This window comes from Martelella radicis (assembly GCF_014196625.1).
Classification (GTDB): Bacteria; Pseudomonadota; Alphaproteobacteria; order Rhizobiales; family Rhizobiaceae; genus Martelella; species Martelella radicis.
The window spans coordinates 134,560-161,191 of record NZ_JACIDZ010000011.1; the positions used below are offsets into that span (position 1 = coordinate 134,560).

At 62.6% G+C, this 26,632-nt stretch carries 23 protein-coding genes; 7 read left to right on the forward strand and 16 right to left on the reverse strand.

What is annotated here, in order from left to right; all coding sequences use genetic code 11:
* Genes GGR30_RS16175 through GGR30_RS16185 form a run of 3 tightly spaced genes read left to right on the forward strand, consistent with a single transcriptional unit; the run spans position 1 to position 2,916 of the window.
* Positions 1-732 (forward strand): SDR family oxidoreductase, encoded by a 732-nt coding sequence (locus GGR30_RS16175; RefSeq protein WP_183488199.1) that lies wholly within the window; start codon positions 1-3, stop codon positions 730-732.
* Between the two features lie 30 nt (positions 733-762).
* Positions 763-2,049, forward strand: a complete 1,287-nt coding sequence (locus GGR30_RS16180) for an L-fuconate dehydratase (RefSeq protein ID WP_183488201.1) — start codon at positions 763-765, stop codon at positions 2,047-2,049.
* 15 nt (positions 2,050-2,064) lie between these two features.
* A complete protein-coding gene (locus tag GGR30_RS16185; protein WP_183488203.1) occupies positions 2,065-2,916 on the forward strand; it encodes a fumarylacetoacetate hydrolase family protein in 852 nt (283 codons plus the stop codon).
* A gap of 53 nt (positions 2,917-2,969) precedes the next feature.
* Here GGR30_RS16185 and GGR30_RS16190 read toward each other — a convergent pair whose 3' ends face one another.
* From GGR30_RS16190 to GGR30_RS16205, 4 genes are all read right to left on the reverse strand, one after another.
* Positions 2,970-3,641 (reverse strand): GntR family transcriptional regulator, encoded by a 672-nt coding sequence (locus GGR30_RS16190; RefSeq protein WP_183488205.1) that lies wholly within the window; start codon positions 3,639-3,641, stop codon positions 2,970-2,972.
* Between the two features lie 127 nt (positions 3,642-3,768).
* A complete protein-coding gene (locus GGR30_RS16195) occupies positions 3,769-5,103 on the reverse strand; it encodes a M20 family metallopeptidase (RefSeq protein WP_183488207.1) in 1,335 nt (444 codons plus the stop codon).
* 8 nt (positions 5,104-5,111) lie between these two features.
* Entirely contained in the window at positions 5,112-5,921 is an 810-nt protein-coding gene (locus GGR30_RS16200) for an aspartate dehydrogenase domain-containing protein (RefSeq protein ID WP_183488209.1), read from the reverse strand.
* Positions 5,922-5,996: 75 nt separating this feature from the next.
* Complete coding sequence (locus GGR30_RS16205) at positions 5,997-6,842, reverse strand: ABC transporter substrate-binding protein (protein WP_183488211.1); 846 nt, start codon at positions 6,840-6,842, stop codon at positions 5,997-5,999.
* Positions 6,843-7,004: 162 nt separating this feature from the next.
* On the opposite strand from GGR30_RS16205, the gene GGR30_RS16210 reads away from it, so the two are divergent.
* Positions 7,005-8,039, forward strand: coding sequence for a phosphotriesterase family protein (locus tag GGR30_RS16210; RefSeq protein WP_183488213.1), 1,035 nt, complete (start codon positions 7,005-7,007; stop codon positions 8,037-8,039).
* A 33-nt stretch (positions 8,040-8,072) separates the two neighbouring features.
* Here GGR30_RS16210 and GGR30_RS16215 read toward each other — a convergent pair whose 3' ends face one another.
* The 7 genes from GGR30_RS16215 to GGR30_RS16245 all read right to left on the reverse strand — a co-directional run bounded on the left by GGR30_RS16215 (position 8,073) and on the right by GGR30_RS16245 (position 15,472).
* Complete coding sequence (locus GGR30_RS16215) at positions 8,073-8,489, reverse strand: DUF3830 family protein (RefSeq protein WP_183488215.1); 417 nt, start codon at positions 8,487-8,489, stop codon at positions 8,073-8,075.
* Positions 8,490-8,535: 46 nt separating this feature from the next.
* Positions 8,536-9,264, reverse strand: a complete 729-nt coding sequence (locus GGR30_RS16220; protein WP_183488217.1) for an amino acid ABC transporter ATP-binding protein — start codon at positions 9,262-9,264, stop codon at positions 8,536-8,538.
* Positions 9,261-12,191: an FAD-dependent oxidoreductase gene (locus GGR30_RS16225; protein WP_183488219.1), complete on the reverse strand. Its 2,931-nt coding sequence runs from the start codon at positions 12,189-12,191 to the stop codon at positions 9,261-9,263. The genes GGR30_RS16220 and GGR30_RS16225 overlap by 4 nt, the downstream gene beginning before the upstream one ends.
* A gap of 13 nt (positions 12,192-12,204) precedes the next feature.
* Positions 12,205-13,095, reverse strand: coding sequence for a 4-hydroxy-tetrahydrodipicolinate synthase (gene dapA, locus GGR30_RS16230; RefSeq protein WP_183488220.1), 891 nt, complete (start codon positions 13,093-13,095; stop codon positions 12,205-12,207).
* 17 nt (positions 13,096-13,112) lie between these two features.
* The gene (locus GGR30_RS16235) at positions 13,113-13,805 is read right to left on the reverse strand and encodes an amino acid ABC transporter permease (RefSeq protein ID WP_183488222.1); all 693 of its coding nucleotides are present in this window, start codon (positions 13,803-13,805) and stop codon (positions 13,113-13,115) included.
* A gap of 74 nt (positions 13,806-13,879) precedes the next feature.
* The gene (locus GGR30_RS16240) at positions 13,880-14,713 is read right to left on the reverse strand and encodes an ABC transporter substrate-binding protein (protein ID WP_210288086.1); all 834 of its coding nucleotides are present in this window, start codon (positions 14,711-14,713) and stop codon (positions 13,880-13,882) included.
* A gap of 111 nt (positions 14,714-14,824) precedes the next feature.
* Positions 14,825-15,472, reverse strand: a complete 648-nt coding sequence (locus GGR30_RS16245) for a GntR family transcriptional regulator (protein WP_183488224.1) — start codon at positions 15,470-15,472, stop codon at positions 14,825-14,827.
* Between the two features lie 114 nt (positions 15,473-15,586).
* Here GGR30_RS16245 and GGR30_RS16250 point away from each other — a divergent pair, with 114 nt between their 5' ends.
* Positions 15,587-16,270: a GntR family transcriptional regulator gene (locus GGR30_RS16250; protein WP_183488226.1), complete on the forward strand. Its 684-nt coding sequence runs from the start codon at positions 15,587-15,589 to the stop codon at positions 16,268-16,270.
* Between the two features lie 13 nt (positions 16,271-16,283).
* Here the strand turns inward: GGR30_RS16250 and GGR30_RS16255 are convergent, their stop codons facing one another.
* From GGR30_RS16255 to GGR30_RS16265, 3 genes are read right to left on the reverse strand one after another with little or no spacing between them, the layout of a single operon-like run.
* Positions 16,284-17,771, reverse strand: coding sequence for an FGGY-family carbohydrate kinase (locus tag GGR30_RS16255; protein ID WP_183488228.1), 1,488 nt, complete (start codon positions 17,769-17,771; stop codon positions 16,284-16,286).
* A 20-nt stretch (positions 17,772-17,791) separates the two neighbouring features.
* Complete coding sequence (locus GGR30_RS16260; protein ID WP_183488230.1) at positions 17,792-18,592, reverse strand: BtpA/SgcQ family protein; 801 nt, start codon at positions 18,590-18,592, stop codon at positions 17,792-17,794.
* A gap of 49 nt (positions 18,593-18,641) precedes the next feature.
* Positions 18,642-19,484 carry a DeoR/GlpR family DNA-binding transcription regulator gene (locus tag GGR30_RS16265; RefSeq protein WP_183488232.1) on the reverse strand — a complete coding sequence of 281 codons (843 nt, stop codon included), beginning with the start codon at positions 19,482-19,484 and terminating at the stop codon, positions 18,642-18,644.
* Between the two features lie 177 nt (positions 19,485-19,661).
* On the opposite strand from GGR30_RS16265, the gene GGR30_RS16270 reads away from it, so the two are divergent.
* Together GGR30_RS16270 and GGR30_RS16275 are read left to right on the forward strand one after the other, a co-directional pair.
* Complete coding sequence (locus GGR30_RS16270; protein ID WP_183488241.1) at positions 19,662-20,441, forward strand: SDR family NAD(P)-dependent oxidoreductase; 780 nt, start codon at positions 19,662-19,664, stop codon at positions 20,439-20,441.
* 50 nt (positions 20,442-20,491) lie between these two features.
* Positions 20,492-21,661, forward strand: coding sequence for an ABC transporter ATP-binding protein (locus GGR30_RS16275; RefSeq protein WP_183488243.1), 1,170 nt, complete (start codon positions 20,492-20,494; stop codon positions 21,659-21,661).
* 93 nt (positions 21,662-21,754) lie between these two features.
* On the opposite strand, the gene GGR30_RS16280 is transcribed toward GGR30_RS16275, so the two are convergent.
* Both GGR30_RS16280 and GGR30_RS16285 read right to left on the reverse strand, forming a co-directional pair.
* Positions 21,755-23,428: an ABC transporter permease gene (locus GGR30_RS16280; protein ID WP_183488245.1), complete on the reverse strand. Its 1,674-nt coding sequence runs from the start codon at positions 23,426-23,428 to the stop codon at positions 21,755-21,757.
* 151 nt (positions 23,429-23,579) lie between these two features.
* Positions 23,580-26,519 (reverse strand): PAS domain S-box protein, encoded by a 2,940-nt coding sequence (locus tag GGR30_RS16285; RefSeq protein ID WP_183488247.1) that lies wholly within the window; start codon positions 26,517-26,519, stop codon positions 23,580-23,582.
* Between the last annotated feature and the right edge of the window lie 113 nt (positions 26,520-26,632).

The window sequence follows — 26,632 nt, forward strand, 5'->3', positions numbered from 1 at the left end:
ATGACCGACCTTTCAGGAAAAACCTGCTTCATCACCGCCGCCGCGCAAGGCATCGGCGCGGCATCGGCCAAGGCTTTCGCAAAGGCCGGCGCGAAGGTGATCGCAACCGATATCAATGCCGAGAAACTGAAGGAGCTTGAGGGCATCGAGAACGTCTCGACGCGGCTCCTGAACGTGCTTTCCGACGAGGCCGTCACTATCGCCGCGCGTGAGATCGGCCAGGTCGATATCCTGTTTAACTGCGCTGGCATCGTCCACAACGGCTCGATCCTTGAGAGCAATGAAGGCGATCTCGACCTTGCCTATGACCTCAACGTCAAGGCCATGGTGCGGACCATCCGCGCCTTCCTGCCCGGCATGCTCGAGCGCGGCGACGGCGCGATCATCAACATGTCCTCGGTCGCCTCCAGCATGAAGGGCGTGCCGAACCGCTTCGCCTACACCACGACCAAGGCCGCCGTTCTCGGCATGACCAAATCGGTTGCTGCCGATTATGTCGCCAAGGGCATTCGCTGCAACGCCATTTGCCCGGGCACGGTCGATAGTCCCTCGCTGCAGGATCGTCTGAAGGCGACCGGCGATTATGAAAAGGCGCGCACCGACTTTATCGCCCGCCAACCGATCGGCCGCATCGGGACGCCGGAAGAGATCGCCGATCTCGCCGTCTACCTTGCGGGCGCCACCTACACGACCGGCCAGGCCTACGCCATCGATGGCGGCTGGACCTGCTGATCCGCACCGACAACAACCGAAGTTCAGACCATGACCGAAATCACCGGACTGTCCGTCCACGACCTGCGTTTTCCGACCTCCGCCAAGCTCGACGGTTCGGACGCGATGAACCCCGATCCGGATTACTCCGCGGCCTATGTCGTGCTCGAGACGGATGGCGAACTTGAAGGCCACGGCCTGACCTTCACTATCGGGCGCGGCAATGAAGTGGTCTGCGCAGCGATCGCCGCGCTTGAAAACCGCGTGAAGGGGCTGAATCTCGACTGGATCGCCGAAGATCCGGGCCGCTTCTGGCGTCACGTCACCGGCGACAGCCAGTTGCGCTGGATCGGGCCGGACAAGGGCGCTATGCACCTGGCGACCGGCGCCGTCGTCAATGCTGTCTGGGACCTGATGGCAAAAGCCGCCGGAAAACCGGTCTGGCAGCTTGTGGCCGACATGACGCCGGAACAGCTCGTGTCGATCATCGATTTCCGTTACCTGACCGACGCGATCACGCCGGACGAGGCGCTCGCGATCTTCCGCAAGGCTGCGGCCGGAAAGGCGGAGCGGATCGCGGAGCTGAAGAAAAACGGCTATCCCTGCTATACGACGTCCGCCGGCTGGCTCGGCTACAGCCATGACAAGCTGCGTCGTCTGGCGCAGGAAGCGGTCGATAGCGGCTTCACCTTCATCAAGATGAAGGTCGGGCAGGACCGCGACGAGGATATCGCCCGGCTGAAGATCGTGCGCGAGGTGATCGGCGAGGACCGCACGCTGATGATCGACGCCAACCAGGTCTGGGAGGTCGATCAGGCGATCGACTGGGTGAAGGCGCTTGCGCCCTTCCGGCCCTATTTCATCGAGGAGCCGACAAGCCCCGATGATGTCGCCGGCCACAGGAAAATCCGTGAGGCGGTTGCGCCGGTGAAGGTCGCGACCGGCGAGATGTGCCAGAACCGCATTCTGTTCAAACAATTCATCGCGGGCGGCGCCATCGACATCGTCCAGATCGATGCCTGCCGCATTGGCGGGTTGAACGAGGTGCTCTCGGTTCTGGTGATGGCGGCGAAATACGGTCTGCCGGTCTGGCCGCATGCCGGCGGCGTCGGCCTTTGCGAATATGTCCAGCATCTGTCGATGATCGACTATCTCGTCGTCTCCGGCACCAAGGACGGTCGGGTCATCGAATATGTCGACCATCTGCACGAACATTTCGTCGATCCCTGCCGGATCGAAGGCGCGGCCTATATGCCGCCGGAAATGCCGGGCTTTTCGATTGAGATGAAGCCGGAAACGCTTCATAACTACGCACACCCGACGCCCCAGGCGTCGTAATACGGGAGAATTGACATGAAACTGCTTCGCCTTGGCGCCAAGGGCGCCGAACGGCCCGCCATCCTGCACTCCGATGGCACTTACCGCGACATTTCCTCCGTCGTCGTCGACATTGCCGGCGACACGCTGACGGCCGCCGGGCTGGCGCGCATCGCCGCTGCCGATATCGGCAGTCTGCCGGTTCTGCCGCAGTCGAGCCGTATCGGTCCCTGCGTCGGCAAGGTCGGAAAGTTCATCTGCATCGGCCTCAACTATGCCGACCACGCGGCCGAGACCGGCGCCGATATTCCGAAAGAGCCGATCGTGTTCATGAAGGCGACCAGCGCCATCATCGGTCCCAACGACGATGTCCGCATTCCGAGGAACTCGAAGAAGACCGACTGGGAAGTCGAGCTCGGCGTTGTCATCGGCAAGGAAGCATCCTATGTGGATGAAGCCGACGCCATGGACCACGTCGCCGGCTATTGCGTCGTCAACGATCTGTCCGAGCGCGAATTCCAGATCGAGCGCTCCGGTCAGTGGGTGAAGGGCAAGAGCGCCGACACCTTCGGCCCGATCGGCCCATATCTGGTGACGCGTGATGAGGTGGAAGACCCGCAGAAGCTCGCCATGTGGCTCGAAGTTGACGGACATCGTTATCAGGACGGCTCGACCAAGACGATGATCTTTGGCGTTTCGCACCTCGTCAGCTATCTGTCGCAGTTCATGAGCCTGCAGCCCGGCGACATCATCACCACCGGCACGCCGCCCGGCGTTGGCATGGGCATCAAGCCGGAACCGGTCTATCTGAAGGAAGGCCAGACGATGAAGCTCGGCATCGAAGGCCTCGGCGAACAGAAACAGAAGACGATTGCCTGGAACGCCTGACGTTCTTTCCCGGCGGTGTGATCATCAGCCATGCCGCCGGTGCTTGCCGTCGCTTAGGTAATCCTGTCGACGGCAAATTGGACGAGCGAGCGCAGGTGAGCGGCCATCGCCTGCTTCGCGCCTTCGCCGTCACCCTTTTCGATCCTGTCAAGGATCGCCTCATGCTGGCGGATATCCGGCTCCAGCCTTTCGGCCAGACGGTCGACCTCGAACAGTTTCGTCGTCACCCTGAGCGAGCGGATGATCCCGGCAACGACCTGATTGCCGCAGAAATCCGTGACCAGATCGTGGACCACCTTGTCGGCGGCCCAGTGCTGTTCCGGATTATAGGCCTGATCGCCCTTGAGCGCCGCCGTCATCGATTTCGCCACGGCCAGCCGGTCGGCAGCAGCATGGCCCGCACACATTGCGCATGCCTCGGATTCGATGATCTCGCGGGCCTTCAGGCTTTGCAGATACTCCTTGAGGTCGACCTTGCGCACGACGAAGGATTTGGTGTTCGCCTTGACCAACTGGCCCTCGATCTCAAGCCGTTGCAGCGCCTGGCGCACCGGCGTTCGGGAAATGCCGAGATAGGCGGCAAGTGATTGCTCGACCAGAACTTCGCCACCCGCAAGCTTCTTCTGCTCGATCAACCGCGCAATTTCCTCATAGGCCAGCGTCGCCCGGTTTCTTGTTGTCTTCGGGGCGAGCAGGGACGTTTCGCGTCCCTTTCTGGCCCTCATATCCTGTTCCGGAATAGCGCTCATCCGCTTATGCCCTCATTGCGTCAGGCTCCGCCTCTGCGCTGTTGCCCGACTCGCCCCTTCCCAGATTTTCAGGTCTATCATGCCTGACCTGAGCCGACAAAGATCAGCCGGTCCTGCCCGGCCGGTCGTCCCATGACGCGATGAAAAGCGCTGCGGCTGCAATCATGTCGCGGAATTCATCGCGGTCGACCCATTCATCGGTGAAGCCGTTCTGGCTGAGATTGCCGCAAAGCGCGCCGAACCCGACGGCGGGGATTGCCTTCTGGACGAAAGGGTTGCGGATGTCGCTGCCGGTATGAAGCGGGTTGAGCGCCGGCCTGTTGCCGGTAATGGCCGCCACGCTACGCGCAAGCGTGGAAAACAAGGGGGCCTCCGGGTCAACCTCGCTTGCCGAGACGCCGGTGAGAAAGGTCAGGTCCGGCGGGTTTTCGGCAAACCAGCCATCCTCTTCGGCGGCGGCCTTCAGCGTGGCCTCGATTTCCGCTGAGACCGCATCCAGGGTCTCGCCCGGTGGAAAGGAAAGCGCAGCGGAGAAACTGCAACTTTGCGGGTAGCGCGCAAGCGCACTCGGCTTGCCCATCGCGATATGGGAGACCATCAGATTGGTGGAGCGCTGCACCGCTTTTTCCAGAACAGGATGACGGATGCGCTCCGCCCGCTCGATGTCCATCCGGCGCAGCGCCGCGACAAGAGCAAGAGCCTTTTCCAGCGGATCGACGCCCTGATGGGCAAGCGCTGTCTGCAAGGGTTCTGTCGTCGGCGGCTGTCGACCCGCAATGGTTACTGAAAATTCGACATGTCCGGAGGACAGTCCCTTGATCTCGCCAAGCCCGGCGCCCGATTCTGCAGGATGAAGGTAGACGGCGATATCGGCCGTGATGCCGTGATTACACAGCAGCGCCGCCGTGCCGCGCGCAAGCGCCTTGCTGGGCGCGGAGGCGAAGATCACCTCGGTATCGTCCAGGTCCGCTGTCGCGTTGAGAACATCTGGCAGAGCGGCCATGGCGGCAACGCCCGCGAGATCATCGGCAATGCCCCAGCCATGCATGCGTCCTTCATCGGTGTCGAGCGTGAACGGATCGCGCGACCAGTTATCCGGCTCGCTGACCTTCTCTGCATCTGGATGGGCGAAGATGAGGATCCTGCGCGCGGCGTTGCTCGCGCCGAGCCGCGCCACAACTGCGGTCTGTTCGCTTGCGGGAAGAAGGGAAGGGTGGGCGAACTCATCCACGAGACGGACATCGGCAGGGTGATAGCGGACCGTCTCGACAGAACATCCATTATCGGCAAAATGCTCCGCGAGAAGCGCCTGGACCTGCCCGCCGCCGGTCTTCTGGTCGGCGATGAGAGCGCCAAGAAGGTCGAGAACCTTCGCCTCTTGTGTTCTGATCGCGTTTCTTATGTCTGCAACAAGGCTTTCGGGTAACGGCGCGTTCATGACGGTTCCTAGAATGTGATGACTTCCGACCGGGCGGAGAGCATGGCGAGGATCGAATAGGCCGTATGATCCGGGCCTTCCGGCGGCCGATCCCTGTATGGTCCGATATCGAGACGGATCGGCGCGCCGCAGCTTTCGATATCGAGCGCGTAGCGCATGTTGCCGACGCCCGGATCGCCGATCAGTTCGATCACCGTGTCATCGAGACCGGCGCCGGCCAGCGCGACGCCGACGGCGGCGTTGAGGTTGAAAGGAAAGCGCGCCGCAGCGGAGCGGACCGACCCTTCGAAGAAGGAACCGGTAAACTGAAAGGCGTCGTTCTCGCCGGCAATCTTGGCCCAGTGAGAGGGAAGATAGGTCTGGCGGAAGCGGACTTTCTCGAGTCCGGCCTTGCGCGCGACCCTGAGAAGGGGAAGGGCGGCGGCGGCTCCAGAGGGAATGTGCAGCCGCCCCGGTCCCGCCTTCGCCGCCATCCGCAGGCGCGTCTCGACGGCGGGGTCTGCAAAAGCGGTCAGCGACAACGCCACGAGATCGGCGCCTGCTGCAAGGATCTCTGCGCCCGTTCCGGCAAGCGCCGGCGGCGAGGCGCATTCGATCACCAGGTCGGGCTTCGTCGCCAGGGCTGCGTGAATATCCGGGAAGACGGGAATAGCCGGGTCCTCGAGATCCGCCGAGATTGCCGCAGGGTTCCTTGCAACAATGCCCGCTAGCGCCGGTCCGTGTCGATCGCGCAAAAGTGCGCCGGCGATCCGGCGACCGATGCGGCCATAGCCAAGGAGCACGCAGGTTTCGCGTTTGATCGGCGGATTGGGGGCCATGGTGAGAAACCTTTGATATCGGGACCGGCGTGCGGATGAGGCGCGCCGGTTCCTGTTTTCGGGAAACGAATGATCCTATTGGGGGCCGGGACCACGGATGGCAAAGCTATCACCGTCGATCTTCAACACGCCATAGCGGTCGAAGAGTTCGTCGTAGTAACCCTCTTCCTTCAGCTCGTTGAGCGCGTCGACTGCGGCGTCCGCAAGATCCTTGTCGGCAAAGGCGAAGGTGGCTGTCTGCGGGAAGAGACCGGAGATGGCTCGGGTAAAGTCACCGCGCTGCTGCCAGTACATGGCCGTGGCGTCGATCGAGGTGGCGGCATCCACCTGGCCGGCGCGCAGCGCCTGGAAAGCTTCGGCGAAATTGTTGAAGGTGCGGACGGTGATGCCCTCCATACCCTTCTCCTCCAGCATCTTGTTGACCTCGCGCGTGCGGGTTTCCTCGACCCCGCCGAGCTCCACGCCGACGGCGTAGCCCGACAGGTCTTCCCAGCTTTCGATGCCGAGCGGATTGCCCGCCTGAACGAGGAAGCTGATCGCCGCCTGCTCATAGGGGATCATGTACATGAGCTTGGAGCGTTCCTCGGTGAAATAGATGCCGGTATTGATCATATCCCACCGTTTTGCCGCAAGGCCCGGCACCATGGCGGCAAATTCGATGCGGATATATTCCGGCTCCAGGCCGAGTTTCTCGGCAAGCGCATTGCCAAGTTCGACCCGCATGCCCTGAAGCTCGCCCTTGTCGTTGACATATTGCAGTGGCGGCAGGGTGGGGTTGATCGACATGGTGAGCTTGCCCGGCGTGATGGTTTCAAACTCGGGAGCTGACTGGGCGAGGGCTGGTGTGCCGGCGACAATCAACAGGCCGGCAAGCCCTGCGGTGGCGGTGAGAAAACGGCGGCGGGCTGATGCGAAAGACATTTCTGTTCCCTTCTGGATTTTTTCGTCGCGCTTTTCAGTTTGAGGTCCGCTTGCGCCTGTCCGTCAAACTGTATATGTATTGTATACCGTAAGTGCACAAATAGGGCAAGCGGCGTGCAAGAGCGATCGCAGGCCCGCGAGACTGCAGGCAGGAATGGCATTTTGACGATAGATGATCCCCGAAAGGGCACGGGTTATGTGGAAACCGTGACCGGCCCGATCCGCCCGGAAACCCTCAGTGCAACGCTGATGCATGAGCATGTATTGTGCGATCTGACGCCTCTTGAAAGACGTGGCGAAGATGAGGCCGAGATCACGCTTCAAAACATCTTCGACGTGAACTGGCGGCCGAATGACTATCCAGGCAATCACCGCCTGCAGGATGAGGACGTCGCCATCCGCGAGGCCCGGTGGTTCGGAGAGGCGGGCGGCGGAACGATCGTCGACGTCACGACCGGCGGGATCGTTCCCGACCCTGAAGGGCTTGCGCGTGTGGCGCAGGCAAGCGGCGTCAACATCGTCATGGGTGCGGGCTTTTACACCGAACCCTTCCTTGATGCCGACACGCTGTCATTATCGGAAGATGCGCTTTTCGACATCATGCTGGGGCAGATGGTGGACGGCGAGAACGGTATCCGCTGCGGTGTCATCGGCGAGATCGGTTGTTCATGGCCGCTGACGCCGTTCGAGGCGCGCAGTCTTGCGGCCGCTGCCCGGACCCAGGTCGAAACCGGGGCGGCAATTACCGTACATCCCGGCCGCCATCGCGATGCTCCCCATGAGATCCTGGATATTCTGGAAAGGAACGGGGCGGACATCAGCAGGGTCATCATCGATCATATGGACCGTACGCTTGAGGAACCGCAGGTTCTGGCGCTCGCGCAACGTGGCTGCGTCGTCGAATATGATTTCTTCGGCATCGAGCAGTCGAACTACTGGCTCGGCATTCTTGATCTGCCTACTGACTGGATGCGGATCAGGACGCTTCGCAAGCTCTTTGACGCCGGCCTCGGCGACAGGGTGACGCTGTCGCACGACATCTGCACGCGCGGCCGTCTGCAAAGCTATGGCGGCCATGGCTACAGCCACCTGCTGCGCAATGTCGTGCCGCTGATGAAAGACCGGGGCTTTGCCCAGGCGGAAGTCGATCAGTTGCTGGTCGAAACGCCCCGCCGGCTGCTGACATTGCAAGGGTAGGGGCGGGGCGCCAAAGACTGCGCCCCTCCGCCTTCAGGCTTCCGCCAGTTCGAAGCGGATGTCCTGTGCGCCTTCCCAGAGCGTCAGGCGGCCGATTTCGGGCAGCTTGTCGAGGTTCGACGTGATTGTGATGAAATGGTTGCCGGCAAGCTGGCCCATCTTCGAGGAAAAATCGACGCCGCCATAGGCAAGCAGGATTTCCGTCTCGCTGATGCCGCCGGGATAGAGAATGATATGGCCGGGCGCGGGATGGCTGGTGTGGTTTTCGTAAGTGACGCCGAAATCCTTGTCGCCGAGCGGGATCCAGACGCCTTCGCCGGACCAGCGCACGTGAACGACCTGCCCGGTGAACGGCATGTGCTTCAGGAAGGCTTTGACGGTTTTCGGCGCCTTTTCGGCTTCCAGAACGGCATCGAATGTGTGCGGGCCGGCGGTGATCTTCAGTTTCATGGTCTGCCTTGCTTTGCTATTGGTTGGATCTATCGGTTTCGCAGGCTCAGTGCTGCAGGATCTTGCTGAGGAATGCCGCGGTGCGCGGATTGTGATTGCCGGAGAAGAAGTCTTCGCTCGGCCGGTCCTCGACGATCTCGCCCTGATCGATGAAGACGACGCGGGTGGAAACGCGGCGCGCGAAGCCCATCTCGTGGGTGACGACGATCATCGTCATACCGTCCTTCGCAAGGTCCGTCATCACGTCCAGCACCTCGGAGATCATTTCCGGGTCAAGGGCCGATGTCGGCTCGTCGAAAAGCATGGCGACCGGATCCATGGCCAGTGCGCGGGCAATGGCCACGCGCTGCTGCTGGCCCCCTGAAAGCTGGCCCGGAAATTTCTTCGCCTGATCGACAAGGCCGACGCGGTCGAGAAGCTGCATCGCCTTGGTATTGGCCGCGCCCTCGGAGCGCCCCAGCACGATTTTCTGCGCCAGCTTGATGTTCTCGATCACCGTCAGGTGCGGGAAGAGTTCGAAATTCTGGAATACCATGCCCACTTGCGCACGTAGTTCCGTAAGATCCGTCTTCGGATCGCCCACCTCGATCCCGTGCACCCGGATCGAGCCCTTTTCGAATGGTTCCAGCCCGTTGATGCATTTGATCAGCGTCGATTTCCCGGAGCCGGACGGTCCGCAGACAACGACGATTTCGCCGCGATCGACTTTCGTCGTGCAGTTCTTCAATACGTCGAAATCGCCGTAGGACTTTGTGACGCCGTTGATCTCTATCATCTGGTTGTTCCCGAAAAGCGCTCGATTGAAAAGGGGGCCGTGTCGAAGCCGGCATCCTCGCCGAGGATGGCTTGCGCTGTCGTTCTGCCGACCAGCGGCCCAAGCGTATAACCGTTGGAGGTGACTGCGTTGAAAAATCCGGGGCAGGCGGGATGTTCGCCCAAAATCGGCGCGCCGTCTATGTTGATGTTCATCGCAGCCCAGCTTCGGATTACATGAAGTTTTCTGAGGCCCGGCACCACGTGCTGGGCGACCCAGAGATTACCTTCCAGGCTTGCGGGCAGGGGGCGGGGGTGCTGGTGGACGGGGTCGAGCCCCGCCGTCCAGCCGCCGCCGATGATGAAATTGCCATTTGACGCCTGTTTCAGGGTGAGGTGCCGGTCGGCATGGGCGACGAGCGCCGTGATCGTCGGCGCCGCAGCCTCGGTGACGACCATCTGCAACGGCGCGCCGAAGACCGGGACATCAAGTCCGAGCATTGCGCCGATGCGGGAGGCAAAGGCGCCGGCCGCGTTGACGACGCGTTTCGCCTTGATCGTGCCGCGCGAGGTCGTGAGCGTGAAGCCATCATGGTCACGCTCAATGGTCTTGACTGTGCAGCGGTCAAAAAGCTGTGCGCCGTTTCTCTTCGCCTCTCTCAGCACGCCATCGGTCGCCACCAGAGGATTGATCTTGCCTTCCTGCGGGCAATAGGCCGCGCCGATGAATTGCTCGGAAAGCGCCGGCTCGAGCTTGCGCAGTTGCTGTTTGCCGATAACGTGACAGGAGATGCCCGCGCGCCGTTCGACTTCGGTTTTTTCTTCCAGAAAACGCAGGTGCGCCTCGGTCTCTGCCACCATCAGGCCGCCGGTGATCTTCAGTTCGAAGTCGCAACCCGTCTCTTTCTGCAGTTCCTGCCACAGCCCGATCGAATCCCGCTGCAGCGGAAGGGTTCGCGCCGCAGGGCCGCCGCCCGCCTCCGCTCTTGCGCCATGATCGAAAGAGAGAAGCTGCGCATGGAGACTACCGGCATTGCCGCCGGAGGCAACGGCATTGGGGAAGGCGTGTTCCAGCACCACGACGTCCTCTCCAGCACGGGCCAGGAACAGCGCCGTCGAGATGCCGGCGATCCCGCCGCCGATGACAACGGTCGACGCTCTTGTGAAAGGCAACGGTTCTTGTGTTTCGAAGGGTGGCTGCAAGGGCAGCATTGCATGCTTGTGACCGCCCCATTCGGCCTTTTCCACGGCAAGCGCTGAGAGCGGTACGGGTCGCAAGGGCATCTGCGGCGCCAAAAAGCTGCTCGTCTCCGAGGAAGCGGGCTTTGCGCCATTGGCTATTTCGGCAAGCGCTCTGCCGCAGTAGCGGGACTGGCAGCGCCCCATGCCGGCGCGGGTCAGCCGCTTCAGGCTGGCGATATCCGAAACGCCGCGCTCGACAAGATCATGCAGTCTCTTGAAGCTCACGCCTTCACAGCGACAGATGATCGTGTCGTATTCGGGAGCCGTGTCGGCATGGCAGACCGGAGCGAAAAGCAGCCAGAGCGCCTTCTGGAAGCGGCGGTGGCGGGCAAGCTTGCGTGTCTCTGTCGCCGTGTCGGCCGTAGTGTCGCCGCCAAGCTGCCTGATCAGAGATGCCGCGGCGATCCGGCCTTCGCTCATGGCAACGAAGGCGCCGCCGAAACGGGCTGCTTCGCCAATCACGTGGATATGGGGAAGCGAGGTCTTGCCGGTGTCGTCGGTCACCGTTTCCAGCGCGCCGTTCCTGGTCGAATGCGCGCAGCCGAGCAGGCGCGGCAATTCGTTGGATGATGTGAAACTGCCACCTATCAGAACCGTGTCTGCCGGAATGGTCTTCCTGCCGCGCGGGCCTTCCAGCGTTACGGTCTCGACGCCGCCACTGCCCTCGATGCGCGCGATACGGCTCTTCCAGTGGATCTTGACACCGGCGGCCTGCAACCGGGCGAGCTGGGCGGTGCCGGCGATCGCAAGCGCCCTGTCGGAGCGCACCAGATCCAGCCCGGCCATCGGCTGTGTGAAGGGAGAAGCCGCTTCTTCGATGATGGCTGCGACCTTGCCGCCAGCGCGGATGATTTCGAGCGCCACCTGGAAATTCAGCGGCCCGTTGCCCGCAATGACGATTGATCGTCCCGAAAGCGTTCCGTAGCTGCGCAGCAGGGTCTGCGCGGCGCCGACCGTCATTGCGCCGGGCAGTGTCCAGCCCGAGACCGCCGGCGGGCGTTCATGGGCGCCGGTCGCGATGATGATCGCGCGGGCCTTACAGTAGAATGCGCCGTCAGGACCAAGACAGGACAGCACGGTGCGCCTGTCTTCCTCGTGGAAGCCGCCCCAGACCAGCGTTTCGTGGTGAATGTTCACCCCGGCCTCTGCCACTCGGGCGATGAGTTCGGCCCCGTCTGCCGCCTGCCTGTCGCCGGCAAGCGCCTTTCGTGCACCGGCATTGGCGGGTTGCTTGAAGAACTGGCCGCCAGCAGCGTGACGCTCATCGACAATCGTGACGGAAAGCCCACTCTTTGCAGCTATCTCGGCGGCGGCAAGACCGCCAGGGCCGGCGCCGACGATCATCAGGTCCGTCTCAACGGACGGAATTGCTTCCGGCAAGGGGGCAAGATCGGCGATAGCGGGGCTTTCGATCCGGGGGCGGGGCTCCTGCAGGGTGATTGCCATGCCTTCTTCGGCCCGGCGCATGCAGGCACGCTGGCTCACCCTGCCGTCGATGGTCACCAGACAGTCATGGCATGTGCCCATGCCGCAGAAGAGGCCTCGTCCATTGCCTTTCACATCGCGCGAGAAACCATGGCAGCCCCAGGCCGTCAGCGCAGCCGCGACCGAACTGCCGCTTTCGGCGGAAACCGGCATGCCGTCGAAGGTCAGACGGACAGTCTGATCGGGCTCGGTTCCTGTCGCGGAAATGGGATCGGTTGCCATGGTCTTCACGTCGTCAGTTTTCGAAGCGAAGGCCGAACTGTTCGACCAAAGCCTTCATTTCGGCGTCGCGCTCGGCAGGGAGCGGTAGGCGCGGCGGCCGGGGCGGGCCGGCCTGAAAGCCCATATGGGTGAGCAGAGACTTGGACCCGGCGACATAGGCCTGACCGCCAACCGCGTTGATGATCGGCAGCCATTTGAGATAGAGCGCACGCGCCTCGTCATATTTCATCTCGTCTGCCACCAGTTCGAAGATCCGCGCCATCGGGCCGGGCGCGACATTGGAGGCGACCGCGACCCAGCCTTTCGCACCCATGACGAAGGATTCGTAGCCCATGATACCGCCGAAAACGGTCATGTTGTCGCCGACACCGAGAATGATATCGCGAACGCGGAAGATTTCGAGCGTCGATTCCTTGATGTAGTCGCACCCGTCGATCTCGGCGATGCGAGCGACGATGTCCGGCTTCAAATCGACATTGGCTGTTGCCGGATTGTTGTAGACCATGACCGGAATGTCGATCGCTCCGGCGATCTGACGGTAGTGTTCGACCAGCTCGTCATCGGTGGGGGTCGAGTAGAAGGGCGGGATCACCATCACCCCGTCCGCGCCCATGGCTTCGGCCTCGCGGCTGAGGCGCACGGCCTCGCGGGTATCTTCCGCGCCGGTGCCGATGAGGACGGGGACGCGACCGGCCGCTGTCTCGATCACGGTGCGGGCAACGCTGTCGCGCTCCTCCTGGCTCAGCGACAGGAATTCGCCGGTGGAGCCGAGCGGGATGAGCCCGTGTATGCCCTGATTGATCTGCCAGTCGGTAAAGCGCGCCAGCGCATCGAGATCGACGGCGCCGTCATCGGCGAGCGGCGTGATCATCACGGTAAAGACGCCGCGGAAAGTCTTGGTCATGTCAGTGGTCCTGTCATTCAGCGCTTCTCAGAGAGCGTCAACCGCTGGTCCGACTGGCCGAAATGCCGTTCGATGCGAACCTGGATAAGATCCCAGAGCGTTGTCAGTAAGAGATAATAAATTGCCGCGACGGCGAAGAGTTCGAGCACCATGAACTTCTCCTGGATCAGGATTTGCGTGCGGCGCAGGAGCTCCTCCATCGAGATGACGGAGGTGACGGACGTGGTTTTCAACAGCCCGTTCACGGAATTGCCGAGCGGGGGGATGATGATGCGGAAGGCCTGCGGCATGATGATCTTGCGCATGATCTGCCGCTCCGACATGCCGAGCGCCCTGCCGGCGCGCGACTGGCCTTCGGAGACCGCCTCAATGCCGGAGCGAATGATTTCCGCGAGATAGGCCGCCTCGTTCAGCGAGAGGCCGAGGAGGGCGGCTTCGGTCACCGAAAAACGGATGCCGATCACCGGCAGCGCCGTGTAGATGACGATGAGCTGCACCAGAAGCGGGGTTCCGCGGAAGAGCCAGATATAGGCTTTTGCGATCATCTTGATCACGCGGATCTTCGAGCGGCGCATCATGGCGATGCCGAAGCCGAGGATGAGGCCCGCGACCAGCGAGACTGCCGTCAGCCAGATCGTGGTGACCACGCCGCCCATCAGGAAGGGATTGAAAAGATAGTCGAAGAAGCCCGGCCAGTTCCAAAGCGACATTTAAGGAAACTCCGTTGGAAACGGACGCAGCCGAATGGCCGCGTCCGCGTTTCATGCATGCGAACGGGGCGTGATCAGCGACCGGGGCCCATGACGGAATAGTCGCCATCGACCATCGGCAGGCCGTATTCTTCGAAAAGCGCGCCGAGCGTGCCATCCGCCTTCATTTCGACGAGAGTCTCGGAAACGGCATCGGCGAGCGCCGGGCTCTTCATCGCAACGGCAACCGGAGCGGGGTAAAGGCCGCTGAGCGCTGTCTTGAAGTCGCCGCGCGTGTCATATTCCTTGGCCACGGCATCGATCGAGACCACGCCGTCGACCTGGCCGGCGCGCAGCGCCTGGAAGGCCATGGCGAAATTGTCGAAGGTGCGGATGTCGATGCCGTCCAGGTTTTCCCCCTTAAGCTCTTCATCCATCAGACGCAGCTTGCTTTCCTCGAAACCGCCGATCTCGACGCCGATGGTCATGCCGTCGAGGTCTTCCTTGGTGGCGTATGTGGTTTCGTTGTCTGGTGCGACGGAAATGCTGATTGCCTGATTTTCATAAGGGATCATCTGCATCAGGCCGGCGCGTTCCTCGGTGTAGAAGATGCCGGTGTTGATCAGGTCCCAGCGGCCGGACTGGAGGCCCGGGATCATCGCGGAAAATTCGATGCGGATATATTCCGGTTCAAGGCAAAGGCGCTTGGCGATTTCCTTGCCAAGTTCGATGCGCATGCCCTGGAGGTCGCCGTTGGAATCGACGAACTGCAGCGGCGGCAGCGTCGGGTTGGTGGACATGACCAGCGTGCCGGGCGTGATCAGTTCGCTGTCTGCGACCTTGGGCGTGCAATCCTGGGCGCTGGCGCTCGCGGCTGCGCCGAGAAGCAGTGCAGCAGAGAGCATTTTCATCGAAAGGGTTCTGGACATCATGTTCTACCTCTGGAGTTTTGTTGCCATCGCTTGATTATGTGTTCAAGTGGGATCCCACTATAGTGCACAAATCGGTTCGTAATGCAAGCTCCCTTCGCCCCGACGCATTCAGTAGTTTCTGAGAACGCCCTCGCGCACCATTTCCAGATGGCGCACCATTGCCTGGCGTGTGCCTTCCGGCTCTGCGGCGGCAAGCGCGTCAAGGATCGCGCGGTGTTCGGCCACGCCGGGCTTCGATCTGACCGACTTTGCCTGTCGCTCGAAAATGGTGGTGTAGCGCCGCATGTCGGCGATGGTTGCCTCCATGAAACCATTGCCGCATTGGCGGGCGATGGTCAGATGCAGCCCATCATCGAAATGCCAGACATCTTCCGGATCCGGGTCGCGCGCGCGGTCAATCGCGTCAAGTTCTTCCGAAAGGGCGGCAAGCGCATCCGCGTTGATATTCCCGCAGGCCTGATAGGCGGCACTCGGCTCCAGCAGCATGCGCATGGCCAGGCTGTCGAGATATTCCTTGAGCGTGACGACCCGGACGGCGAGAAGGCCCTTGCCGGTGCGCACGAGAAGCCCTTCGCCCTCAAGCCGGCTGATGGCGTGGCGCATCGGCGAGCGTGACACGGAGTGCTCGGTTGCCAGACGGCGCTGCTGGATCACCGTGCCGCCGGCAAGCCGCGCCGAGACGATCTCGGCGAGCAATGCGCGATAGGCCTCCTCGGCGAGGCTCGTTTCGGGCGGGTCCTGATTGTCGTCGAGCATCGGCCGAATATGTCCTTTGGTAAAATATGAAGATTATGCAACATATGTGATTCTTGAAAGACGCCGTGCGGCTCTGTTCGAAGACGCGCACAATCTGTTTCCGGGAATAGACCTTTGACTGGCTCTGTCGCACATCAAAAAACGAAACTTTCCGGGGGTGGTCAGCACAACCTCGCCTCTCTGACCTACAGGGCCGTCTCCGACATGATCCGCCACAGGCGCTTGCGTGGCGGCTCGGTCATCGTCGAGGCAAAGCTTGCCGAAGCGCTCGGCATTTCCCGCACGCCGCTTCGCGAGGCGCTGCAGCGGCTCGAGGGCGAGGGGCTGGTGCTGAAGGGAAACGGCCGCAACTACGTGGTGCGTCAGGTCGACATCGGCGAATATCTGCAGAGCCTGAAGCTGAGGCTGCTGATCGAGCCGGAGGCGGCCGTCCTGGCCGTGCCGGCGATCCCCCGCGCGAAGCTGATCGAGGTGCGCCGAGAGATCCAGGAACTCCTCGAGGCAAGCACTTACCATACGGACGAACACTGGTTTTCCGACGACAATCTGCACAACATGATCATCGACCACTGCGGCAATGCGGTCATGGCCAAGGTTCTGCGCGAATTGCGGGCGACGACGCGGCTGTTCGAGATCGACCAATTGAAAGACCGGCTCAGGCCGGATTCGACCGAGCATCTGGAAATCATCGAGGCGATCGAGAAGGAAGACCTTGCGGCAACGCGCCAGTCGGTCGTCAATCACATTCAAAGCCTTATCGATTTCGCCCGCAAGAACCTTGTTCTCGGCGTGGGGTAAGGCAGCCCACGCCTCAGCCATGCGGCTGATAAAGTGCGCGGAAGCGGGCATAGGCCTCGTCGTAGACCACCTTGTTTGCAGCATCCGGCGTGATCGTTGGTCCCTGGCCGACAAAGGCGGACACGCCCGCCCAGTCATCGACAAGGCCCGCCCCCATCGCCGCCGTCCAGGCAACGCCGAGGCAGGAGCCCGGATGACCGGTGAGGCACTGCACCGGCTGCTGCAACACGTCGGCCACGATCTGCATCCAGATCACGCTCTGCGCACCGCCATCGGAGACCAGAAACCGCGTGGTCTCAAGCCCCATATCATTCAGCACATCGATATGGTGCCTGAGCGCATAGGCATAGGATTCCAGCAGCGCCCTCCAGAGATGGCCGATATCGTGCGACAGTGTGAGGCCGGAGATCAGCCCGCGCGCATCGGGATCGTGGATCGGCGTCTTCTCGCCCAGGAGATAAGGCAGGATAACCACGCCTTCAGCGCCTGCCGGTCGGTTCCCGGCCAACCGGTCAAGGTAGCGATAAACCGAAATGCCTTCCGCTTCGGCGGCAAGCTGCTCCTTGCCGGCAAAATTGGCGATGAACCAGTTGAGCGCCGAGCCGCCGGTCGACATGCAGCCATTCGGCATGAAAAGACCGGGGATCAGGTGATAGTCGAGGAACAGACGCGGGTCGGGGCGCACCTTGTCGGTCGCCGTCAGGATATCGACCGCGCCGCCGAATTTTAAGAGAACATCGCCGGCCTCCTGCACGCCCGCGCCGAAGGCGGAAGCCACCATGTCGGCCGCGCCGCCGACAACCGGCGTGCCGGCCTTAAGCCCGGTGAGGTTTGCTGCCTCCTCGGTCAACCCGCCGAGCACTTCATGCGAGGCGATCTTCGGCGGGATGGCGCCTGCCGGAAGGTGTGCCCAGCCGATCAGGTCGTCATCGAGTTCGCCGCGTGAAACATCGACGAAGCCCGCTTCCAGCGCCCAGTTCTGCTCCACCGCGCGCTTGCCGGTGAGCTTGAAATTGATGAAGTCGTAGGAGCCTAAAACCGTGGCAATGCGGGAGAAAACCTCCGGTTCGTGCTTTTCGATCCAGCGCAGTTTGGCGGTAACGAGCTGCTGGTTGATTCCGTTGCCGGCCCTGGCGATGAACGCGGCTTCGTCGCGCTCCTTGCGCATGGCCTCCACCTCGCGCCCCGAACGGCCATCGCTCTGCTGGATGGAGGGGCGGAGCACCTTGCCTTCCTCGTCGAGAAGCACCACGGCCGGCAACATGCCGGTGACGCCGACAGCGCCGATATCGGCGGGTTCCGTTCGCTCTATCGCCAGAAGCTCGCGCGTGATCGCCTGCACATTTTCCCACCACTGAGCGGGGTCTTCCTCCGCCCAGCCGTGATGCGGCGAGGAAAGCGTGACCGGACGGCTCGCAAGACCCACGACCCGGTCAGGCAGTTCGATCAGAATGCCGATCGTGGATGTCGTCCCGATATCGAGACCGATCACATAAGCCATGCGGGGCCTCCGGGCGCGGATCAGCGCAGCGTTGCGACCTTGTCCATGAAGCGGCTGACGCGATCCTGATCGACCGGGTTCCAGGTGTCGCCGTCAACCTTGAAATGCGTGCCGATGATGCAGCCGTCGGCCACCGACATGACGTCGGTGACATTGTCGATATTGACGCCGGTATTGGCAAAGACCGGCACCTCCTCGATCGCCTCGCACACCGTCTTCAGGTCCGACTGGTCGGCTGGCTGACCGGTAATCAGGCCGGAAACCAGAATGGCATCGGCCATGGAGGAGAAGACGGCGCTTTTCGCCCTGAGCGCGATCGGACGCTGGTCCAGCGGATGGGCGAATTCGGCGTTGATGTTGAACAGGAGCTTCATGTCCTTGGCGCCGAGATTGGCGCGAAGCCTTGCCGGCGTGGCGCAATCGGGGGCCCAGACGCCCATGTCGGAGGCGAAGACGCCGGTGAAGATCTCGCGCACGAAGCTTGCGCCGGTGACCGAGCCGATCGCCACGCTTGCTTCCGGATCCCAGAGATAATTGACGCCGAAGGGCACCTTGATCTCGGGCTTCAGCGCCTGCACCACGGCGGTCATCGCGGCAATGCCCTCGACGGGAGCCTTCTTCACATAGGGGCGGTCATTCTCGTTGCCGAACATGATTGCGTCGACGCCGCCGGCCTGCAGCTTCTCGATATCGGCGAGAACATCGGCGATCAGCTTGTCGAGCCCGCCATCCTTGTCATATTGCGGCGAGCCGGGCAGGGCGCCGATATGGGCCATGGCGATGACGGCCTTCTTCTTTGCGCCGAAGAACTCGAAGATCATTGAAAAACTCCATTCAATAAAACAGTCCGGCGTGACCCGGAAATTGCGGTCAGGAGGCCATCTTGCGGGCGGGGCTGGCGATGCGGACCTCGACCTCGGCCTTCGAAAGCGCCTTGGCGATATCCGCCGGCGGCTCGGCGTCGGTGATCAACACGTCGAACTGCTGGAGATCGGCGACGTGCACGAGCGACATGCAGGAGAATTTCGACGCATCGCAGAGAACCACCTTGCGGGTCGAGCGGGCGAGGAAAACCCGCTTCATCTCGGCGTCATCAAAGGAATAATCGTAGATGCCCTGTTCGGTCAGGCCGGAAATGCCGATGAAGGCGATGTCGAACCAGAGTGCCTCGAACTCGGCAATCGCCGACGGGCCGGAGATCGACATCTCGTCGCCGCGCATGCGCCCGCCCGGAAGGTAGACTTCCGCCAGACCCTCGCCGAGGAAGAAGGCATTGCGCACTGAACTGGTGAAGATCTTGGTGTGCTGGCGGTCCTGAAGGCGGCGGGCGAGGAGCAACGTCGTGGTGCCGACATCAAGCGCGATCGTGCGGGCGCCGGCGGAAAGCGTTTCGGCTTCCGCAGCGATTGCCTGCTTGGCAAGGCCGTTCTTTACCGCCCTGAGCTGGAAGGAGGGTTCGCCGGGAAGGGCCGCGGCCGGCGCGGGGGCGGGGTCTGCCGCCTGATCGGAGCGCACGGCGCCGCCATGGGTGCGGGCAAGCTTGCCTTCCTTTTCCAGTTCGGCAAGGTCGCGACGGATGGTCATCTCGGAAACGTTGAGCTGTCCGGCAACATCGGAGACCGAAAGCGCACCGAATTCGGCAAGAACATCAAGGATGCGCGCATGGCGCACCTGCGCGAGAACCTTGGTCTTTTCTCCCTGCCCACCCTGCAAGACGGTTCCTTTCGGTAAGATAAAGGTTGCGGTCGAGCGCCATTCCGGCTGCTGCGACCTGGTCAATTCTGATCTTCATGACTATCAGCAGGTTCGAACAAATTCAAACATTATTTTCTCTTGTTGTGTATGTTTTTGTTGATATATGATCGAACGAACCAATAAGGGGAACGAAAAATGACTCACCCGATCTTTCCGGAGCTTGAGGGCCGCAAGGCGGTCGTCACCGGCGGCGCCGGCGGCATCGGCCGCGCCATTGTCGAGGCGTTGAGACGCCAGAAGGTCAGTGTCGCGCTGTGCGATATCGATCCTGATGCGGCCGGAAAGACCGCTGCCGAGACCGGCTCCGTCGCCATCACCATTGATGTGCGCAAGCGCGAGTCAGTCGAGAAAGCCTTCGCGGAGGCGGAAGAGAAGCTTGGCGGCTTCGACATGCTGTTCGCCAATGCCGGCGTCTCGACCATGCGGCCGGCGCTGGAACTGACGGACGAGGAGTGGGACTTCAACTTCGACGTCAACACGCGCGGTATCTTCCTGACCAACCAGATCGCGGGCCGTCGGTTCAAGGCCAATGGCAAGGGCGTGATCGTCAACACCGCCTCGCTTGCCGCCAAGGTCGGCGCGCCGTTTCTCGCGCACTACTCGGCGAGCAAGTTTGCGGTTCTGGGCTGGACCCAGGCGCTGGCGAAGGAGCTTGCCGGCGACGGCATCCGCGTCAACGCCGTCTGCCCGGGCCTCGTCAAGACCGCGATGCAGGATCGCGAGGTTGCCTGGGAAGCAGAGCTGCGCGGCATGACGCCGGATGAGGTGATCGCCGACTATATTGCCCAGACGCCGCTTGGCCGGCTGGAAACGGCGGAAGACGTCGCCGATGTGGCCGTCTTCCTCGCAAGCAATTCCGCCCGCTTCATGACCGGACAGGGCGTGAATGTCACCGGCGGCATCTACATGACGTAAGCCCGCTTTGCGGACAGGCCTGAACTGACGACGAAAGAGCGGGAAAGCGCATGGCAGACATCATTTTCGACGGCATCGGCAAGCGCTATCCGGACGGTTTCGCGGCGATCGCCAAACTCGACCTTCACATCAGGGACGGCGAGTTCCTGGTGCTTGTCGGCCCGTCCGGCTGCGGCAAGTCAACCGCGCTCCGGATGATCGCGGGCCTTGAGGAGATCACCGACGGGCGGCTGATCATTGACGGCGTGATCGCCAACAACCTCGCTCCGCGCGACCGCGACATCGCCATGGTGTTCCAGTCCTATGCGCTCTACCCGCATCTGAACGTCGAGGAGAATATCGGCTTTGGCCTCAGGGTGCGCGGCGCGGAAAAGAAGGCGCTGGCCGAAAAAGTGCGCCAGACGGCCGAACTGCTGGAGCTTTCCGAACATCTGAAGCGCAAACCCGGCCAGCTTTCCGGCGGTCAGCGGCAGCGCGTGGCCATGGGCCGGGCGCTGGTGCGCGACCCGAAGGCCTTCCTCATGGACGAGCCGCTCTCCAATCTCGATGCGCGGTTGCGCGGGCAGATGCGCACCGAAATCGCCCGCCTGCAGAAGCTCACCGGCGTCACCACAGTCTATGTGACCCATGACCAGGTGGAGGCGATGACCATGGGCGACCGCGTCGCCGTCATGCGCCATGGAGTGCTGCAGCAGCTCGACACGCCGCGCGCGCTCTACGATACGCCTGCCAATCTCTTCGTCGCCGGCTTCATCGGCGCGCCCTCGATGAATTTCATGGCCGCCGATCTGGTTAAGACGGAAGCTGGCATCGATGCCCGGGTCGGCCCGTTCGATTTCCTGTTCGAGGCCGATGATCTTGCCGCAAGGCCGGGCCTCAACCGCTCGGCCGGCGACCGGGTGATCCTCGGCATCCGCCCGGAAATGTTCACGCCCGTGGATAACCCGGACAGCGCGGTCAACACCGTGACCGGCGAGGTCATCTTCGTTGAGGATCTGGGGTCGACCCTGCTCGCCCATATCGACATCGGCTCCGCCGATGGCAGCCTGCGCGAGATCGGCGATGACGGCGAGGACGACGGCGCGTTGTCCGCCCCAAGGCTTCGTGTGGTTCTGGATGGACAGTTGCGGGTGAAGGCCGGCGAGACGATCACGCTTGCGGTCGATGCCGGCAACATCCACGTCTTCAATGCCCAGACGGAAGGCGCTATCCGGGATTAGGGCGGGTGCGTCCCTTTGGACGCACCCGCCCTAATCTATTGAATCTGCGCATCGTGCCTTCCGAAAATCGATTCCGATTTTCGGGCCGATGCGCTAGGCCCGCCGGTCCATCGCGCGCGAAACCAGCAGAACGGGCACCAGGCCGGCCAGAATGATGATCATCGCCGGCACGGAGGCGCTTTCGACCTGAGCGCGCGAGGCGTCCTCGTAGACGAGGGTCGCCAGCGTGTTGAAGTTGAAGGGGCGCAGCAGGATGGTTGCCGAAAGCTCCTTCAGCGTTTCGATGAACACCAGAAGCGCCGCCGTCCACAGCGCCGGGCGCATGTTCGGCAGCAGCACGGAGAAAAGCGCCTTTGCCGGGGAGCGGCCGAGCGTGCGGGCCGCCATGTCGAGGCTCGGAGACAGCTTGTGAAAGCCGGCGTCGACGCTGCCCTCGGCCATGGCGAGAAAGCGGACGGTGCAGGCATAGACGATGGCGAAACCGCTGCCGGAGAGGATCAGCCCGGTGGAAATGCCGAAATTGGCCCGCAAGGCCCCGTCCACGGCGTTATCGAGCCCGGCAAGCGGGATCAGCACCCCGATGGCGAGCACCGTGCCGGGAATGCCGTAGCCGAGGGAGGCGAGCCGCGTGACAGAACGGATCCTCGCGCCGGGATGGGTCCTGACCGCATAGGAAAGCGTCAGGCCGAACAGGACGGCGAAAGCGGCGGCCAGGCCGGAAACCGAAAGGGAGGTCAGAAGCGCTTCCAGCAGGCGTTCGGAGAAAAAGTCATCGAGCCTCTTGAGCGCGAAGTCGGCGAGAACCAGGGCTGGCACGACAAAGCCGATGATAACCGGCAACAGGCAGGCAAGGCTTGCTGCAAGCCCTGCCGCGTCCGAAAGCCGCTGGCGTTCCGTCTGTCCGCTGATCGAGCGCCCGGCGCTGTAGCGCTGGTTGCGGCGGGCGACCCGCTCCAGAAGGATCAGCGCCAGCACGAAGACAAGCATGATCGCCGACAATTGCGCCGCACCGGCAAGATTGCCGCGGTTGAGCCAGGTCTCGTATATGGAGAAAGTCAGCGTGTTGACCCCGAGATATTGCACAGCGCCGATATCGTTGAGGCTCTCCATCATCACCAGGGTCAGACCGACGACGATCGCCGGCCGGGCCATCGGCAGTTGCACGGCGCGGAAAACACGAAACCGCCCCGCGCCAAGCGTGCGCGCCACCTCGGCCGCATTGCGCCCTTGCATCGAAAACACCGAGCGGGCGGTCAGGTAGACATAAGGGTAGAGCACGGCCGACATGACCAGCACGGCTCCGCCAAGCGACCTGATGTCCGGGAAATAATAGTCCCGCGCGGATTGAAAGCCGAACAGCGCGCGGTAAAGCGTCTGGACCGGGCCTGTGAAATCGAAGAATTCTCCGAAGGCATAGGCCGAAAGATAGATCGGCATTGCGAGCGGCAGGACCAGGGCGACCGAAAGAATCCGTCTGAAGGGAAAATCGAAGGAAACCACAAGCCAGGCGGTGACGACTCCGACCGTCCCGGTGACGATGGCGTTGAAGAGAAGAAGCCGGAAAGTGCGGCCTGCCACGCGCGGCAGAACGGTCTCGGCCAGATGCGCGATGGCTGAGACGTCCGAGGAAAGGGCAAGCCAGCAGATCGCCGCCAGTGGCAGAAGCATCAGCGCGCAGATGAGACCGGCGGCCAGGGGCAGCGGCCGCAGCGCGCGTCGCCGTTCGGGGCGGGAAGGGGTCGCGCTTTTGGCGAAGTCGAGGGCCATGCTTTCCGGTCGCGTGTGGGCGCCGCCTGTAAGGTACGCCAAAGTTGACAAGTTTCGACCGGTTTTATTGCCTCTCGTCAAATTGCGCAATATGTCCGCTTGCCGCAGCCTTCGGGCATGGGGTGCGGGAATTCGCCTTCGGGCCTGTCGTCTAGTAGTGGAGCGGCCTTGCCTCTTTCAGCGGCAGGAAGACTTCGACCAGCATGCCCTCGCTTGGCACGGCGTGGACCAGAAAGCGTGCGTCGATTCCCTCGGCAAGCTTGCGCGCCTTTTGCAGGTGCTGGTTTTCCGCCTCCTTGCCCTCCGCGCGCGCGCCGGTCGTGCGCCTTCTGCTCGGCGCAATCCCGTTATCGCGGAAGCGCAGCACGGTCTCGCCGCTGGCAGAGACCGCCGTCGACACCACGACCTGGCCGCCGGCCGGCGTGAACTGCACGGCGCCTTGGAGGAGCTGGAACGCCATTTCTCTGAGCGCATCCGTGTCGCAAGGCGTTTTGGCAAGCGTAGGTGAAAGCGCCGCCCGGATGATGATGCGCCGGGCATTGGCGCGCGGCTGCACCATGCTCACGGCTTCGGCAATCGCGTCGTTGATCTGGGCGGTCTCATGCGCGCTCGACTGGGGCAGGCGTTCGGGCTTTCGGGGTTCATGCACAGGCTCTGGCGGCGCTATTTCCTCCGGCTCAGGCTCCGGTTCGCCGAGCAGCCGGCCGACGATACTGCGCGCCTGGCGGCTCTTGGCGGCGATCTCGCGGGCGAGCGCGTGGTAGCGGTTGTCGCCGAGCGCGCCGAAGGCCTGATGATCCATGGTTTCCGATAGCGAGACAATCGCATCAAGCGGCTGGCGCAATTCGTAACGCAGCGCCGAGCGGACGGTGTCTCGCTCTTCTTCCGCCTCTCGCGCTTCGCGCCGCGCCGTGCGCAGATCCTCTTCGCGGCGCTTCAGGGAGGTGACATCGCGCAGGATCGCGCAAACACCGCCCGATTGGGGCAAAAGGCCGAGCGTTAGGAACAGCGGAATGAGTCCGCCGCCCGATTCGCGGCCGATCACTTCCAGTCCCTCGTGCATCACGTCGCTGCCGCGCCCTTCGAGCAGGCGGGCGATCTGGATCTCCAGGTCGTTATGGCTTTCCTCGGCAAACAAAGTGCCGACATCCTCGCCAATCACATCCTGGCTTTCGACGCCGAAAAGGGCAGAAGCAGAGCTGGAGATGGAACGGATATGCCGCTTCTCATCGAGGATCAGGACGCCATCGGTGGACGTATCCAGCATGGCGTGCAGTTCCGCGATCTCGCCGTCATTGCGCGTGGTCGGCGCTGTTTCGTTCCCGCCAGCACGATCGGCGATGACGGGAAGCTCAGCCCTACCGCCTGCGGCCTGTTCCGGCCGGAGCGTCAGGGCCAGAGCGCGTCCGCCATTCCAGGAAATGGCCTGGAGGTGGAAGGAGACCGGCAGGCGACCGCCATCGGCCGTGCGCAGGAACAGCCGGTCGTCATCGCCGCGCTCGACGAAGGCATCGGGTCCGCCGGCGTCGATCACGGCATCGAGCGATCCATAGCCGGAAAGCGACAGGAAGGCGGGATTGGCGTGCAGAACGCGCTCTCCGGACTGAACGACGATCGCATCCCGGCTGGCATCGATTTCCAAAGCGTCAGGACCGGTGTGTCCGTCTTCTTGAACAGGCTTGGTTCGCCGCAGGATGACCGGCCCGGGCGTGTGCTCCGCAATCACGGGTTCGTTCGCGGGTGCCGGTGCAGCCGATCCGGTCTCGGCGGACCGGAGCTGGCTTGCGATTTCGTCAAGCGCGTGGCGTTCGTCATCCGTCAGTTGCGGTGCTGGTCTTGCGGGACCGGGGGCCGGGCGAGCGGCGGGCACGGCCTCGACACTAGCAGTTTCCTCGCCGAGCCGGACCAGGCCGAAGCCCCTGAAACCTTCGAAACGGCGTTCGCGCGTGTAGGTCGGCAGTGCGGCAAGGTCGATCGGCACCAGCTTGTCGGTGCCTGAGACCGGCCACTCGACCGTGCGGCCGGACCATGTGTCGGCGCTTTGCAGAAGACGTGCGATATCGCCTGCGCCTCTGACGCCAAGCTGCGTCTCGATCTCGCCGAAACGAAGGCCGGTGACGGCGGCCATCTCGGAGCCGACGGCCTTGGCAAGCTCGCCGGAAACATCGCTGATCCGTCCCGCGCTGTCGGTGCGCCAGACGAAACGCAAGGGGCGCGGCGTGTCGGCTTCGGCCCGCTCGGTTTCCCCGGTCCGTTCCTCGGGCAGCGCGGGCTGCCTGCGCACGACGGAAGCAGGGATTGAGGCGGGGTCGACCGGCGCGTGCTCGGCGGCGATAAGCGCGCCCAGGCTTTCATCGATGGCGGCAATCGCCTCGCGGGCGGAGCGCGTATCTGCCGAAGTGTCCTCTTCCTCGGTCGCTTCGATGATGGTGTTGACTTCTTCGGCAAGTTCTTCGGAAACGAAAAGCAGGAACTGCCTGGGGTTTCGCGAAAGCCGGCCGAGCGCCAGCGGCCATATGCCGGTTTCGGTCGTGACAAGCCGCTCGGTGTAACTGTCGGCGCCTGCCGACAGGCTCTCGATGATCGGCCGAAGGTTGCCGGCGCGAAGGCCGGTGCGGTCGAAACCAGCCGACGCCTGTCTGATTTCGCCGTTTTCATCTGTCAGCGCCAGATGCGCCTCGTCTTCCGCAAAGCCCGATACGAGATCGTTCTTTGGTTCTCCGCCGGCTTCGTTCTCGCATTCAAGGAGCAGGTATCGGCGACCATCAAGCACGAACAGGCTGGCGCGCGCCGGGGCGGAGACCCTGCGAAAACGCTGTGTCGTGCTGATCGCAAAGTCCCGGCTGTCGCCGGGTTCCCCAAGAGATCCCGCTGCCGCCATGAACTGGCGCAGGAGAATATTCTTGTCGACGTCGGTCCCCGACGCTTCCGATATCAGCGTGTGGCCGAGCAGTTTCGCGCCGGCGGCGCTGGCAAAGACCACTGTTCTTTCTCTCGGATCGACGACCAGCATGGCCCTGCCATCCAGGAAGCGTCCGCGCAGCGCGGGATGGCTGGCAAAGGCGAGGTAATGTGGAATTGCCGCATTCATGGCTCTTCGGTCCGCTCGGGGTTCTCTTCAAAGCGATGCGTGCCTGACCGGCGTTTCGCGCATCCTTCACTTAACGCTTTCTTAATAATAATAATGGCGATTGTGGTCCAGAT

Coding starts and splice junctions, on each gene's coding strand:
- dapA (WP_183488220.1), bottom strand. CDS start 13,095: ATGACCAAGACTTTCCGCGGCGTCTTTACCGTGATGATCACGCCGCTC.
- GGR30_RS16175 (WP_183488199.1), top strand. CDS start 1: ATGACCGACCTTTCAGGAAAAACCTGCTTCATCACCGCCGCCGCGCAA.
- GGR30_RS16180 (WP_183488201.1), top strand. CDS start 763: ATGACCGAAATCACCGGACTGTCCGTCCACGACCTGCGTTTTCCGACC.
- GGR30_RS16190 (WP_183488205.1), bottom strand. CDS start 3,641: ATGAGGGCCAGAAAGGGACGCGAAACGTCCCTGCTCGCCCCGAAGACA.
- GGR30_RS16255 (WP_183488228.1), bottom strand. CDS start 17,771: ATGGCTTATGTGATCGGTCTCGATATCGGGACGACATCCACGATCGGC.
- GGR30_RS16215 (WP_183488215.1), bottom strand. CDS start 8,489: ATGAAACTGAAGATCACCGCCGGCCCGCACACATTCGATGCCGTTCTG.
- GGR30_RS16260 (WP_183488230.1), bottom strand. CDS start 18,592: ATGATCTTCGAGTTCTTCGGCGCAAAGAAGAAGGCCGTCATCGCCATG.
- GGR30_RS16225 (WP_183488219.1), bottom strand. CDS start 12,191: ATGGCAACCGATCCCATTTCCGCGACAGGAACCGAGCCCGATCAGACT.
- GGR30_RS16270 (WP_183488241.1), top strand. CDS start 19,662: ATGACTCACCCGATCTTTCCGGAGCTTGAGGGCCGCAAGGCGGTCGTC.
- GGR30_RS16275 (WP_183488243.1), top strand. CDS start 20,492: ATGGCAGACATCATTTTCGACGGCATCGGCAAGCGCTATCCGGACGGT.
- GGR30_RS16220 (WP_183488217.1), bottom strand. CDS start 9,264: ATGATAGAGATCAACGGCGTCACAAAGTCCTACGGCGATTTCGACGTA.
- GGR30_RS16185 (WP_183488203.1), top strand. CDS start 2,065: ATGAAACTGCTTCGCCTTGGCGCCAAGGGCGCCGAACGGCCCGCCATC.
- GGR30_RS16240 (WP_210288086.1), bottom strand. CDS start 14,713: ATGTCCAGAACCCTTTCGATGAAAATGCTCTCTGCTGCACTGCTTCTC.
- GGR30_RS16235 (WP_183488222.1), bottom strand. CDS start 13,805: ATGTCGCTTTGGAACTGGCCGGGCTTCTTCGACTATCTTTTCAATCCC.
- GGR30_RS16195 (WP_183488207.1), bottom strand. CDS start 5,103: ATGAACGCGCCGTTACCCGAAAGCCTTGTTGCAGACATAAGAAACGCG.
- GGR30_RS16200 (WP_183488209.1), bottom strand. CDS start 5,921: ATGGCCCCCAATCCGCCGATCAAACGCGAAACCTGCGTGCTCCTTGGC.
- GGR30_RS16245 (WP_183488224.1), bottom strand. CDS start 15,472: ATGCTCGACGACAATCAGGACCCGCCCGAAACGAGCCTCGCCGAGGAG.
- GGR30_RS16280 (WP_183488245.1), bottom strand. CDS start 23,428: ATGGCCCTCGACTTCGCCAAAAGCGCGACCCCTTCCCGCCCCGAACGG.
- GGR30_RS16205 (WP_183488211.1), bottom strand. CDS start 6,842: ATGTCTTTCGCATCAGCCCGCCGCCGTTTTCTCACCGCCACCGCAGGG.
- GGR30_RS16285 (WP_183488247.1), bottom strand. CDS start 26,519: ATGAATGCGGCAATTCCACATTACCTCGCCTTTGCCAGCCATCCCGCG.